Raw genomic sequence first — 13,091 nt, 5'->3', positions numbered from 1 at the left:
CACATCACCCGCCGCTGGGGCGGGCTGGTGGCGGTCGACCGCGTGTCGATCGAACTCGAACGCGGCAGCGTGCATGCCGTCATCGGCACCAACGGCGCGGGCAAGTCCACGCTGATCAACATCCTGTCCGGCGAGATTCCGCCCTCGGACGGCAGCGTGGAACTGATGGGCCGCGACGTCACGCGCTGGACCCAGCCACGCCGCGCGCAGGCGGGCCTGGGCCGCAGCTACCAGCGCAACACCATCTACCCCAGCTTCACGGTGCTGGAAAACTGCCGCCTCGCGGCGCAGGCCGCCACACAGCGGCCCTGGGCGCTGTGGCAGGACGCCGGCCGCTGCGCCGCCAGCGTGTCGGCGGCCCATGCGGCTGCGGCCAAGGCCGGGCTCAGCGACTTCCTGGAGCGCCAGGCCGGCCTGCTGAGCCATGGCCAGAAGCGGCAGCTCGAGATCGCCATGTGCCTGGCCACCGGCCCGCAGGTGCTGCTGCTCGACGAGCCGCTGGCCGGCATGGGCGCCGAGGAGACCGAACGCATGCTGGCGCTGCTGCAGGACCTGAAGACCGAGCACGCGATCCTGCTCGTCGAGCACGACATGGACGCGGTGTTCCGCGTGGCCGACCGCATCACCGTGATGGTGAACGGCGCGGTCATCGCCTCGGGTTCGCCGGCCGATGTGCGCAGCAGCCCCGAGGTGCAGCTGGCGTACCTGGGGGGACACTGACGTGAAGACCACCGACCTGATCCTCGATGCCGCCTCGGTGCATGCCTGGTACGGCAGCAGCCACGTGCTGCACGGCGTCGATCTGCAGATCGCACGCGGCGAGACCGTCGGCCTGCTGGGCCGCAACGGCATGGGCAAGAGCACGCTGATCCGCGCGCTGCTCGGCCATGTCGCGCAACGCGAAGGCCAGATCCACTTGTTCGGCCAGGACATGAGCCGGGCCCGCCCGCACGAGGTGGCGCGCCGCGGCGTGGCCTATGTGCCCGAGGGTCGCGGCATCTTCCCCAACCTGACGGTCAAGGAGAACCTGGTGATGGCCGCCCGGCCGGTGGCCACTGCGGTGAACACCGGCCGCGGCTGGAGCTTCGAACGCGTGATGCAGACCTTCCCGCGCCTGAGCGAGCGGCTGACGAACCTGGGCTCGCAGCTCTCCGGCGGCGAACAGCAGATGCTGTCCATCGGCCGCGCGCTGATGACCCAGCCCGAGCTGATCATCCTGGACGAAGCCACCGAAGGCCTGGCGCCGCTGATCGTCGCCGAGATCTGGCGCGTCGTCGCCGACATCCGCCGCGACGGCATCGCCACGCTGATCGTCGACCGCGACTTCCGCAAGGTGCTGGCGAACTGTGATCGGGCCGTCGTGCTGCAGAAGGGGCAGGTGGTCATGCAGGGCACTTCCGAGGCGCTGCGCGAGAGCCGTGAGCTGGAGCAGTACCTGGGGGTGTGAGGCCGCTGGGTCAAGGTCGCGGCCCCCGATTGGGCTGCGTTGCCCGAAGGCGGGTGTGGGTTGGATTCGCAGACGCGCCAGGCCGTGCTGGCGCTGATTGGCCGAGCTCTCGGTCGAGAACGATCAGCTGCAGCGAGCCCAGCGCGAGGCCTCGTTCGAGCAAGCCCTGGTCGACAATCTCAGCCACAAGGTGGCGGTCCACACGCGGCAGAGGTTTGTCACCACGAGCGAGAAGTTCAGCGCGGGCCTGCGCGCCGAGCAGCAGAGCACTCGAGGACATGTTCGATCCCGAAATCCCCGAGGTCGAAGGCGCGGTCATCCACTCCGTCGCATGACCCCATGAGTGTTGCCGCCAACCGGTACTGACCCAGCCGTGGGTCAAACTTGGGTCCGCGCTGACAGGTGTCGCTCTTCTTTACAGTTGCTCGTTGCGAACGATGCGGATGAACACATCGGTTCATAGCAGGATTCCAGATCTGGCGCAAAGTTTGCTTTCTGCCGGGACACCCTTTTTGATGGAACCTCGAATGAGAATTGCACAACGGCTTTCCGCCTTCGCTTTGGCCTGCCTTCCTCTCGCGGCAGCCCCGCTCAGCGCCTCGGCGTCGCTGATCGGCGACTCGATCACCGGCTGCCTTGGTAACGCAGTGATTTGCAACGGCCCGGGCAACTTCTCCCCCCCGACGGCCGTCGTCACGGACCCGGGTGTCGAGTTCTCTGGTTCCATCAGTGATGACGTTGTGACTGTCGACTTCAGCGGACCTTCGGGAACCACGCTGACGATCACATTCCATCACTTGGGGTCGCACAACCACGGCTACGGCGGCTTTGGCATGAATTTTCTGGGGATCGATGACACCGTTACCGGTTTCTCGCTCCTCGCTGGAAACACGATGCCGATCTCCGGCCTCAGCTTTGGCCCGCACTCGCTCGATATCGACTTCACGTCGCTTCTCTTCCCTGGTGATGCGACGCAGACAGCCGTGTTTCAAATTCAGATCGCGGAAGTTCCGGAGCCGTCAGTCGCCGCGCTGCTCGGCGCGGCCGGTTTGGCGCTCATGCTCGTTCAACGGCGCCGAAGGACGTACCCGGTTGAACTGCGGATCGCCCAAAGGTAAATCAACGGCAGCGATTCGTTTCACGGGCAGGACCTACCGCCGCGACCTGCACACGGCGGCGTCTGCTTGAACTCGATCATCGCGGCCACAGGCCGCATCAGCACGATGTTGCGCACGTTGCGCGCATCGACGCCGGCGCAGAGCTTCTGCGACGTGGTCAGCACCGTCGGAATGGTCCTCTCGTTGTCCTGGAAGTCGCGCAGGTGCTGCTCGCCCAAGGCGCCGTCGTTGGCCGTCACCCGCAAGCAGCAGAGCGGGTCGGTGCAGCTCTTGGCCAGGTTGATCGGGTCGCGCACGGCCAGCGCGTGGGCCTGGGTCGCGCAGAACACCAAGGTCTTCTCGCGCTGGTCGATCATTTCCATCATGAGCGTGACGCGGTAGGCCTCACGCCCCTTGATCTCGATGATCCGGTTGAAGTCCTTCTCTTCGTAGCGCTTGCCGGCTTCGATGTCGCCCTGCACCACCAGGTCGTCGGGCGTGTAGACGTACTCGTCCAGCGTGGTGGCGATCTGATTGACCTTGAACGGCGTGAGAAAGCCGTCGTTGATGCCTTCCTTGAGCGAGTACACGAACACCGGCTCGCCGAAGTAGGCGTGGCATCGCCATCGGTGCGAAAGAGCGGCGCGGGCAGCTGGAACACCTCGCAGGCCTGGACCACCTTGTCCAATCCGCTGCCCTGCTCTTCGCACATCCGCATGCGGCGCATCAGCGAGGCCAGCGCCTCGTTGCGCGAGCGCGGGGGCAGATCAATCATTCGATCGGGCTGGACCAGCGTGGCGCCGGGGTTGCTGATCTCCAACCGATCGTCGAACAACTCGATCTGCGGGCCGGCACCGGTGATGGTCATGTCCTGGTGGATCAGCGCGTTGGCGACCAGCTCCCGCACGGCCAGACCCGGGAACAGCGGTCGATCCTCACGCAGCGCAGCGCCGATGTGCTCGCTCCGGGGCAGCAGGTTGTTCAGGTACTCGATCAGCCCTTCGAAACACACCGCATAGCCCTTCTGCAGGTCGAGCCGGTGCGTCACCGCGGCCGCATGGTTCTTGCCGCCATAAGCCACGAAGCGCACGGCCTTGCGGGCCAGCCAGAGCGGAAACTTCGCCGCGCCCTGATTCCAGCGCTCCCGACGGCTCCTGTACAACCGTTCGGTCCAGCATCCGTTGATCCCGGCTCGCGATGACCGACAAGCCCCTCAACCACACACGTAGCTGGCCGCCACGAACGGATCACCGCTGATGTACGTCGCCTTCTTGGGATACGCGCACATCGGCAAGCTCTTCGCCACCGGCACAGGTATCGGCGAGCTGAGGTCCACGCGGTCCGGCGCAATGCCCTTCTCCACCCAATCGGTCAGCAAGGCATAGACCTGACCATGCCCGGGCACCGGCGGATTGGCATCCGGGTTCGCGGTGCCATTGAAGCTGCCATGGCCCATGCCGGGGATCAGGTAGAGCTTGTAGAAGCTCTGGACTGCGGCGAGACCGCCGAGCTGCGCGGCGACACGGTCGTAGTAGTGGATGCTGCCCTGCGGGAAAATGAGCTCGTCGTTGAGCCCATGCACCGTGATCATCTTGCCGCCGCGTGACTTGAACGCGGAGAGATCCGGATTGTCGGTGTTGATGCGGCCGAACTGCGGCTGCAGCGCCACGCCGATGTCGAAGGCGTTGTTCAGCTGGGCGTAGCTCAGCGACTTCCAGCCGTCGATGCCATTGCCGCCTGCATTGCGGAAGTTCGCTCCGGCGAGCCGCGAGTTCTGCAGCTCGAGTGCCACTTGATCCGTGGCGATCGTGAAGGCCGAGACCGGCGAAGCCAGGGCCAGCGTGAAGCTGGGCGGCAGCCCGGCAACGTCGACGAACCACTGCCCGTAGAACGATGTTCCCCGCGTCAGCCCGTACCAGCGCTGCGCACCGGTCGGGGCCGCGGCCCAGCCGTTGTCCTGCGCGGGCGAGGGCACGCTGCCATCGGCCGTCATGCCGTACCAGATCTTGTTGGCCGCCCGGGCCTGGGCCGGCGTGACGCAGGCGCTGGTGGTGTTGCTGCCGCCGTCTGCCTGGCACAGCACGCTGGCATCCATCGTCGGGTCATAGCGGCACTGCGAGGGGTCGATGAGGAAACCGAGGTGCTTGCCACCGACGAGGTCGCAGGCCTGGATCGCGGCACGGGAGACGAGGTCCGACTGCGCCTTGCTCAGCGGTGTGCCACCGAGGTCACGCTGGAAGACGATCTGCGGATAGAGCTCTGCAGTGATGAACTTCGACCAGTTGATCGCCGGGTAGGCCGCGGCAATGCCGTCGTAGTCGGCCGGATGGGCTTGTGCGGCCTTCAGCCCCTGTCGGCCGCCGGTGGAGCCGCCGTCGAAGTACGCGTACTTCGGCGCCGAACCGTAGTAGGCCTGCGCCAGCTGCTTGGCCTTCACGGCCATCTCGTGCAGGGATCGTTCCGAGAAGTCCTGCCACAGCGTGGTGTTGATCGTGCCGTCGGGGTTCATCGCGAAGGAGCCGGACATCGTCGGGTCCACGTGCCCGGTGTCCGTGGTGGCGGAAACGGCGCCTTCGTCCTGGGCGATCTCCCACGGTGTGAAGGCCGGAAACACGTCCGAGCTGCCGGTGGAATAGCCGCCCTGCCAACCGCCGCCACCCAGGGCATGCAGCCGCTTGTTCCACTTCTCCTTGGCCGGCAGCCAGATCTGGATGCCGATGCCCTTGGCAGTGGATGGTGCATCGGCCGGACCCGCATTGCCCGGCCCAATCAGCAGTTCGACGCCGCACAACGCCTGCTTGGCGTTGGTTGTCATCGGTGTGGCCTGCCCGCTGAGCACCAGGGGGTCACCCACCTTGAAAGCCTTGACGGTCACGACCTGGGTCATCGCGTCGGGCGCAAACGCGGTCTTCATCGACTCGTCGCAGGCCAGCAGCGGGGTCGTCGGCGGCGGTGCCGCGTCGCCACTGTCGCTGCCGCATGCCGCCATGACGCCGCAGGCCATGGCGGCAAGCCAGAAATGGGTTTGGCGTGCAATCTTCATGTCTGTCTCTCCGTTTACTTTGAGTGCAAGAGGGCTCTTCAGTGACACACAAGCACTAAAGTGCATGTCTTGAGTTTGAGCCAAGCCCGCCGAGTGGGATATCGAAAAGCACGCAACGCCTGCCGGTTTTCTGCAGTGCACGACTCGGACTTTCCCTAGGGACGGGACTTGCAGCGCGCAGCTGCGCCAAGGGTTTGCGCTAGGCGCGCGACAGGCTCAATGCACAAAAATGCATCTCATCCCGCGCAACAGTTTGGAGCGCTCGGCGACTGCCGGCACAGAAGGAAGGGGGGGGCCGTGACGAAGGATCAAGGCATCAATCGGCCAGGCCCGAGCACCGGCATGGCGGCGGGGTGGCCGCAGGCCTTGGCGGTGCCGCAGGATGGATGGTTGGGGCTGCCCATGAAACTCAGCCCGATGCCGGCCCACGACGACATTGCCGATGTCGCGGCGCCCAATCCGCTACTGGCCGTTGCCCGCAGCGGATCCGGCCAGCGCAGTTTCACGAGCGGGACCTACCGCCGCGACATGCACACGGCGCCGCGCATGGTGGAGATCTATGGCGCCGGAACCTACTTCGACGTGTGCCGGGTCCGAGGCACGCCGGGCGAGATCATCAGCATCGAGTTTCCTAACGCCACATTGGCGCGTCTTCTGCCCGACATGGCGCACCCCTTCGATCTGGGGACGCAGCACGAGTTGTTCGACGATCGACTGTTCACGCTGACCACGCTGTTGTGGGAAGAGGCGGCCAGCGGTTCGCAGCGCGGGCGCCTCTACCGGGAAGGGCTGACGATCGCGCTGGTGGGCCTGCTCGACTCCCTGCGGGCCACCGCGGGTGAACCGGACCGCATGCGCGTGGGCAAGTTCAGCGTCGCGGAACGCGCCCGGCTGATGGCACTCATCAAGGCGGAACTGGCGGGCGACCTGGCCGTTGAACGCCTGGCCCAGGTCGTGGGCATGAGCCCGTTTCGCTTTGCGCGCGCCTTCAAGACAACGTTCGACCAGTCACCCCATGCCTTCGTGATCGACAAGCGCATCGATGCGGCCTGCACGGCGCTGCGGCTGGAGCCCGGACGCGCCATAGCCGATGTCGCCCATGGTTGCGGGTTTTCCAGTCAGGCCCATTTCGCGGAAGCGTTCCGGCGCAAGGTGGGCACGACGCCATCGCGTTGGCGAAGCGCTCAGGCGTGAGCGGAACCGGCCGCGCAGCGAGAAGGCCTTGCGCTGGCGCCCGTCGGCAGGCAATTGGGAATCATTCGCAATAGAATCGCGCCTGCACCGACCATCGGTGCACAGATTTCGCCCAAGCCAGCCGCCGCCAGCGTTGGACTCACCACGACGACGCGTCACCCGACGCGCCGCAACCTGCGGAGCCGCCGATGCAGCCTGGCGACAACCCTAGCTTCTCTTCCGGCCACGCGGATGGACCTGCGCGCAGCGCTTCGGCGCCCTGGCCTGCGCCGCCCGCGGCCGGCGCCGATCGTCGCCGCCAGGCGGCGGCTGCCGTGCGCCCGGTGCTCGTGTCCCTGCATCGTTGGTTCGGCCTGGCAGCCGCGCTGTTCCTCTTCATCGCCGGCGCCACCGGTGCGGTGATCTCCTGGGACCACGAACTCGACGAGTGGCTGAACCCCCAGCTGTACCAGGCCCGCACGGCCGGCACGCCGCTGGCACCGCTGGAACTGGCGGCGCGCATCGAGCGCGACGACCCGCGCGTGCGCGTGACCTTCATGCCGCTGGCCGTCGAGCCGGGGCATGCCTTCGTCGCCTCCGTCTCGCCACGCGTCGATCCGGCGACCGGCAAGCTGTTCGAGCCCGGCTACAACCAGGTCGCGCTGGACCCGGCCACGGGCGAGACTCAGGGCCGGCGCGAATGGGGCAAGGTCTCGCTGACGCGCGAGAACCTGCTGCCCTTTCTGTACAAGCTGCACTACACGATGCACATCCCCGACGGCTGGGGCATCGAGTTCGGCATGTGGTTCATGGGGCTGATCGGGATCGCCTGGGTGCTCGACACGCTCATCGCGCTGTGGATCTCGTTTCCGAACTGGCGCCAGTGGCGGCGCTCGTTCGCCTTCCGCTGGCAGGACGGCGGCCACAAGCTCACCTTCGACCTGCATCGCTCCGGCGCGATGTGGATCTACCTGCTGGTGCTGGTGCTGGCCGTCACCTCGGTGGCGATGAACCTGCGCGATCAGGTGGTGCGCCCGGTGGTGTCGTGGTTCTCGGAGCTGTCGCCCTCGCCGTTTGCCAGCCGCACACCCACCGCACCCGAGCGTGCGATTGAACCGACGATCGACGCGACGCGCGCGATCGAACTGGCGCGCGCCGAGGCCCGACACCGCGGCGTCGACGCAGCCCCAGGGGGCCTCTTCCTCTCGCCGGAGTTCGGGGTCTGGGGCGTGGGCTTCTACGACGTCGCCAACAGCCATGGCGATGGCGGGCTCGGCAATCCCTGGATCTACCTTGACGCGCGCACGGGCGCCCCGGCGGGCGCGAGCATTCCCGGCACCGGCAGCGCCGGCGACATCTTCCTGCAGAGCATGTTTCCGCTGCACTCGGGCCGGATCATCGGCCTGCCCGGCCGCGTGCTGATGTCCTTGATGGGCGCGATGGTGGCCATGCTGTGCGTCACCGGCGTGCTGATCTGGGCCCGCAAGCGCAAGGCGCGGGAGCGCGCCATGCGCCCTGCGCCCACCGGCAGGGCGGCGCTGGGCGCCGCTCAGGCTGCCCGTTAGGTGCAGCGCCTCGCCAAGCCGCTCAGCGGGCAGCGAGGGCGGCAGCCGTGAGCGTTCAGCAAGCCACCCGCCCGGCCTGGAGCGATACGTTCGCCGCGAGCTACCGCGACCTCCTGCGCTTCCTGCGCCGGCGCACCGGCTGCGCGGAAACCGCGCGTGACCTGGCCCAGGACGCCTGGCTGCGCATCGCCGAGCACGATGCGGCGAACGGGGTCGCCGCGAACGCGCCAGGCACGCCGGACCATGCCCGCGCCTACCTCTTCACGGTCGCCGATCGGCTGGCGATCGACCACATGCGCCGCCAGCGCCACTGGGACAGCGAACTGGCGCCGCGGCTGCTGGCCGGCCCCCACCAGTCGCCCGACGTCGCCGAAACCCATGCCTATGCGCAGGCACTTCGCGCCGTCGAGCGGGCGCTGGCCGAGATGCCGGCACGCATGCGCGAGGTGTTCGTCGCCCATCGCCTGCACGGCGTGCCGCACAGCGAACTCGCGCTGCGCTTCGCCGTCTCGCGCAAGACCATCGAGCGCGAGGTTTCGCAGGCCATGGACCTGGCGCAGGCCGCGCTCGAGCAGCACAGCCCGCCGGCCGTGCGCCGCTCGACGCTGCCGGGCGTGGCAGACCTGCCCCCCGTCCGCCGCGGCCGACGCAAGGCGATGGTGGCGCTGCTGGGCCTGGGCGGTGTCGGCGGCGCGACCAGCATCGTGTGGCAGGTCGTGCGCGAGCGTCTTCCGGATTGGCAGACGGCGCTCTCCGTCCCCCCGGGCAAGACCAGCAGACTGCCGCTGCCCGATGGCAGCGAAGCCGTGCTCGACGCGGACAGTGCCATCGAGGTGCGGCTGTTCGCTGCGCAGCGCGAGCTGCGGCTGCTGCGCGGCGGCGCCTACCTCAGCGTGGCGCGTGACGTCCAGCGGCCCTTCGTCGTGCTGGCGGGCCCTGCACGCATCACCGTGCTCGGCACACGCTTCGCGGTCGACCTGGGGGCGCAAGACGTTTCAGTGGCCGTCGAGTCCGGCCAGGTGTCGGTGCGGGGCGCGGCCGGCGCACCGGTGCTCGTGCTCGGCCCCGGAGACACGGCCCGCGTCGCCGAAGACGGGTCTCCGGCGCAGGGGCCGGCACGGTCTACGGAGGCCGTGGCCCCGTGGCGCAGCGGCTGGCTGGACTTCGACCGGCTGCCCCTGGTGCAGGCGGTCGAGCGGCTCAATCGCTACCGGCCCGGCGCGCCGGTGCAAGTGGACCCGGCCGTGGCGGCGCTGCCGGTGCTGGCCCGCGTGAACATCGCCCGCAGCACGCAGTGGCTGCAAAGCCTGCCGAGCGTGCTGCCGGTCCGGGTCACCTTGGGCACCACTGGCGAGGTGCTTGTCGCGCCGCGCTGAGGCAAGGATTCGGTCTTCATGCAGCCGTCGACGGGCAAGCGGTGACACTGCCGACACCCTATGCCGGCTAGCATCAACATCCCACCCACTGCGACACACCAGGCGCCTGATGAGCACCCCCCATGTGATTCCCCTGCCCCAGCTGCGCGACGCCATGCACCAGCTCGTGCGCGGCTTCGGCAGCGAGCCCGCCGAAGTGGAGGCCGTGGCCGGCAACCTGATCGAAGCCAACTTGACCGGCCACGATTCGCACGGCATCGGCATGCTGCCGCGTTATGCCGATGCCTATGTGCAGGGCGGGCTGAAGCCGAACACCCATGTCAGCATCGTGCACGACGGCGGCGCGCTGCTGCGGCTGGACGGCAACGCCGGCTTCGGCCAGGTGATCGGCCAGGAGGCGATGGCACTCGGCATCGCCCGCGCCCGCGAGATGGGCAGCTGCATCGTCGCGCTGGGCAACTCGCACCACCTGGGCCGCATCGGCGCCTGGGCCGAGCAGGCGGCCGCGGCGGGGCTGGTGTCGCTGCACTTCGTCAACGTGATCTCGCGTGCCATCGTCGCGCCGCATGGCGGGGCCGATGCGCGCTTCGGCACCAACCCGTTCTGCGCCGGCGTGCCGCTGACGGGTCGCGACCCGGTGATCCTGGACTTCGCCACCAGCATGATCGCGCAGGGCAAGACCCGCGTGGCGCACAACAAGGGGGAGCAAGTCGCCGCCGATTGCCTGATCGACGAGCACGGCCAGCCGACACGCGACCCGCGCTACGCGGTGGTGCCGCCCTTCGGCGCGCTGCTGACCTTCGGCGGCCACAAGGGCTTCGGCATGGCGCTGATGTGCGAACTGCTCGGCGGCGCGCTGGCCGCCGGCGCCACGCAGCGCACCGACGACAGCTCGAAGAAGCGCGTGCTCAACGGCATGTTCAGCGTGCTGCTGGACCCGGCGATGCTGGGCGAGCGCGGCGCCTTCGAACAGGAAGCGCTGGCCTTCATCGATTGGGTCAAGGCCTCGCCGGCGCGCGAGGGCTTTGATCCGGTGCAGCTGGCCGGTGAGCCCGAGCGCGCGATGCGCGCGAAACGCACGGCCGAGGGCGTGCCGGTGGACGAGACCACCTGGCAGGAGATCCTGGCCGCGGCCGGCACGCTGGGCCTCGACGCGGCGGAAGTGAACCGGGCAGCGGGCTTGACCCCCTGAGGACGCCGCATCGTGGGGAGTGACGAGGGGAACCGAGGTCGATGGACATGATGCTGCGCAGAGACTGGCTGGCCGCAGCCGGCAGCTTGTCGTTGGAGCCGCTGCTGGCGGCCGCCGCCGTGCCGGCGGGCCCCGTGCTCGACGTGCACACCGCGATGAGCCCGCCGGAGTGGGCCCTGCTACAGCGGGAACTGCTGCGCGTGCAAGGCGATGCGGTGCAGGCCTTCTACGAGCGCTACTTCGACGAGCGCGGCCACTTCCAGTGCTTCGAGCGCTGGGGCGCCAACGACGGCCCCGACGATGCCATCGAGAACGCCAACGACTGGCCGCACCTGTACGCGCTGGGCGGGCCCGAGAAGCTGCGCGCGCTGGTGCGCCGCGCCTGGGAGGGCCATCTCGAGCAGTACGGCGCGCTGCGCACCGAGCAGGTGGAGTTCGCGCGCGAAGGCATGTACTGGCGCGAGTTCCCGGTGATGAACGACTGGCAGCACCTGTCCGAAGGCTTGAGCGTGTTCAACGTGATGGGCCTGGGCGACGCTGCGGCGCCTCGCTTCGCCGAGCGCGTGCGGCGCTACGCCGGCTTCTACACCGGCGAGGACGCGGTCGCCCGCAACTACGACCCTGCCCTGCGCCTGATTCGTTCGGCCATCAACGGCAGCCGGGGCCCGCTGCTGCGGCCCGCCACCGCGCTGGACTGGGCTGGAGACCCCTTCGACGCCAGCCGCTTCCACATGGTGCACGGCGAGACCAGCTATGAAGAAACGCTGGCCCACTACCGTGAGTACACCGACGTGGTCGGCGACAACCCCTTGAACCTGCAGGCCACCTCGCTGGTACTGAATGCCTTCATGCTGGACGGCGAGGCCAAATACCGGCGCTGGATCTTCGACTACGTGGGCGCTTGGGCCGAGCGTGCCGCGCGCAACGGCGGTGTGTTGCCCAGCCACGTCGACCTGCAGGGCCGCATCGGCGGCACGGCAGGCAACACCGGCGCGTGGTGGGGTGGCGTGTACGGCTGGGGCTTCAGCCCCGAGGTGCCAGGCACCGGCGGCAAGCGCGAAGACCGCAACCGCGTGCCGCGTGCCGTCGTGGCCTTCATGAACGCCTACCTGTTGAGCGGCGACGACCAGTGGCTGCAGGTGTGGCGGCGGCAGAACGAGGTCATCAACCAGCAGGCGCGGCACATCGGCGGTGTGCTGCAGACGCCACGCATGCACGGCCCGCAAGGCTGGTACGGCCACAAGCCGGGGCCCTACCAGCTGGGCGCGCTGGAGATCTGGTACCTGTCGATGCGCGACGACGACCTGGCCCAGGCCGACGCCACGCATCCGTGGATCCAATTCCTGCGTGGCCACAACGCCGGCTACCCGGTGCAAGCGCTGCGCGCCGCCCTGGCCGCCGTGCGCGAGCGCATGGCGGGCGTGCGGGCCGACAAGACGACCCGCGACACGCGGCTGGCCGACGCGGTGCTGCACCTGAACCCGGCCACGGTGGGCGCGCTGATCCACCTGGTCAACGGCGGCATCCACATTGCACGCCCTCCCTGGTCACCGAGTTCACCGAACCAGGGCGGCGCACCGTTGTACGCGCGCCTGCGCCACTTCGACCCGGTGGCGCGGCGGGCCGGTCTGCCGGAGGACGTGGCGGCCCTGGTGACCGGGCTCGATGCCGACAGCGCACGCCTGACGCTGGTCAACCTGCACCCGGTGCACAGCCGCGTGGTCACGGTGCAGGCCGGTGGTTATGCCGAGCACCGCTTCACTAGCGTGCGCAGCGGGGGCAAGGTCTTCGAGCTCGACGGCGCGCAGCTCAACGTGGCGCTGGCGCCGGGTGCCGGCGCCGAGCTCGAACTGGGCATGCGCCGCTTCGTCCAGGCGCCGACACTGAAGGCGCCGTGGGAGCGCGGCGCAGGTTAGCCAGGGGCAAGCCGGAAGGCGCGCCACGGCATGGCCTGGCCGCCCGCTGGCCGATCAGTCACCCGCGACCGTGTGCGCCGCCATCAACTCCAGCGCCTTGACCAGCGCGGAGTGATCCAGCTGATCCCAGCCATTCGCCGCGCAAGCCTGCATCAGTTGCGCGGCACCGGCCGTCTGCGGCAGTGACACGCCGATGGCCTTGGCGCCGGCCAGCGCGAGGTTCAGGTCCTTCTGGTGCAAGCCGATGCGAAAGCCCGGGTTGAACGTGCGCTTGATCATGCG

10 protein-coding genes and 2 pseudogenes are annotated in these 13,091 nt (G+C 68.6%); 8 read left to right on the top strand and 4 right to left on the bottom strand.

The window, feature by feature from the left end:
• Positions 1-3: 3 nt before the first annotated feature.
• The 3 genes from VLK61_RS23850 (at position 4) to VLK61_RS23840 (ending at position 2,565) form a co-directional block, all read left to right on the top strand.
• Positions 4-720, top strand: coding sequence for an ABC transporter ATP-binding protein (locus tag VLK61_RS23850; RefSeq protein ID WP_325424651.1), 717 nt, complete (start codon positions 4-6; stop codon positions 718-720).
• Position 721: 1 nt separating this feature from the next.
• Positions 722-1,447, top strand: a complete 726-nt coding sequence (locus tag VLK61_RS23845; protein ID WP_325424647.1) for an ABC transporter ATP-binding protein — start codon at positions 722-724, stop codon at positions 1,445-1,447.
• A gap of 527 nt (positions 1,448-1,974) precedes the next feature.
• Positions 1,975-2,565: a PEP-CTERM sorting domain-containing protein gene (locus tag VLK61_RS23840; RefSeq protein ID WP_325424645.1), complete on the top strand. Its 591-nt coding sequence runs from the start codon at positions 1,975-1,977 to the stop codon at positions 2,563-2,565.
• A gap of 32 nt (positions 2,566-2,597) precedes the next feature.
• On the opposite strand, the pseudogene VLK61_RS23835 reads toward VLK61_RS23840, so the two are convergent.
• The 3 genes and pseudogenes from VLK61_RS23835 to VLK61_RS23825 form a co-directional block, all read right to left on the bottom strand.
• Positions 2,598-3,161, bottom strand: a pseudogene (locus VLK61_RS23835) (type I restriction endonuclease subunit R); the annotation flags it as partial.
• A gap of 59 nt (positions 3,162-3,220) precedes the next feature.
• Positions 3,221-3,412: pseudogene (locus VLK61_RS23830) on the bottom strand (ATP-binding protein); the annotation flags it as partial.
• A gap of 345 nt (positions 3,413-3,757) precedes the next feature.
• The gene (locus VLK61_RS23825; RefSeq protein ID WP_325424643.1) at positions 3,758-5,653 is read right to left on the bottom strand and encodes a tannase/feruloyl esterase family alpha/beta hydrolase; all 1,896 of its coding nucleotides are present in this window, start codon (positions 5,651-5,653) and stop codon (positions 3,758-3,760) included.
• 231 nt (positions 5,654-5,884) lie between these two features.
• On the opposite strand from VLK61_RS23825, the gene VLK61_RS23820 reads away from it, so the two are divergent.
• From VLK61_RS23820 to VLK61_RS23800, 5 genes are all read left to right on the top strand, one after another.
• Positions 5,885-6,781 carry a helix-turn-helix domain-containing protein gene (locus VLK61_RS23820; protein WP_325424641.1) on the top strand — a complete coding sequence of 299 codons (897 nt, stop codon included), beginning with the start codon at positions 5,885-5,887 and terminating at the stop codon, positions 6,779-6,781.
• Between the two features lie 314 nt (positions 6,782-7,095).
• Positions 7,096-8,325, top strand: coding sequence for a PepSY-associated TM helix domain-containing protein (locus VLK61_RS23815; RefSeq protein ID WP_325424649.1), 1,230 nt, complete (start codon positions 7,096-7,098; stop codon positions 8,323-8,325).
• 47 nt (positions 8,326-8,372) lie between these two features.
• On the top strand, positions 8,373-9,701 hold the full coding sequence (locus tag VLK61_RS23810; protein WP_325424639.1) for a sigma-70 family RNA polymerase sigma factor: 1,329 nt from the start codon (positions 8,373-8,375) through the stop codon (positions 9,699-9,701).
• A 109-nt stretch (positions 9,702-9,810) separates the two neighbouring features.
• Entirely contained in the window at positions 9,811-10,893 is a 1,083-nt protein-coding gene (locus VLK61_RS23805; protein WP_325424637.1) for a malate/lactate/ureidoglycolate dehydrogenase, read from the top strand.
• Between the two features lie 47 nt (positions 10,894-10,940).
• Complete coding sequence (locus VLK61_RS23800) at positions 10,941-12,809, top strand: hypothetical protein (protein WP_325424635.1); 1,869 nt, start codon at positions 10,941-10,943, stop codon at positions 12,807-12,809.
• Positions 12,810-12,863: 54 nt separating this feature from the next.
• On the opposite strand, the gene VLK61_RS23795 is transcribed toward VLK61_RS23800, so the two are convergent.
• Positions 12,864-13,091, bottom strand: a 228-nt coding sequence (locus VLK61_RS23795) for an NAD-binding protein (protein WP_325424633.1), incomplete at its 5' end; no start/stop codon positions are given.

The sequence above is a fragment of the Aquabacterium sp. genome (assembly GCF_035476535.1).
In the GTDB taxonomy this organism is placed as follows: Bacteria; Pseudomonadota; Gammaproteobacteria; order Burkholderiales; family Burkholderiaceae_C; genus Pseudaquabacterium.
The sequence above is the reverse complement of the archived record's forward strand: the minus strand, read 5'-3'. Positions and strand labels throughout refer to the sequence as shown.

Excerpts from the sequence above, each read along its gene's own strand:
- VLK61_RS23840 (WP_325424645.1), top strand. The coding sequence starts at position 1,975 with ATGAGAATTGCACAACGGCTTTCCGCCTTCGCTTTGGCCTGCCTTCCT.
- VLK61_RS23825 (WP_325424643.1), bottom strand. The coding sequence starts at position 5,653 with ATGCACTTTAGTGCTTGTGTGTCACTGAAGAGCCCTCTTGCACTCAAA.
- VLK61_RS23805 (WP_325424637.1), top strand. The coding sequence starts at position 9,811 with ATGAGCACCCCCCATGTGATTCCCCTGCCCCAGCTGCGCGACGCCATG.
- VLK61_RS23800 (WP_325424635.1), top strand. The coding sequence starts at position 10,941 with ATGATGCTGCGCAGAGACTGGCTGGCCGCAGCCGGCAGCTTGTCGTTG.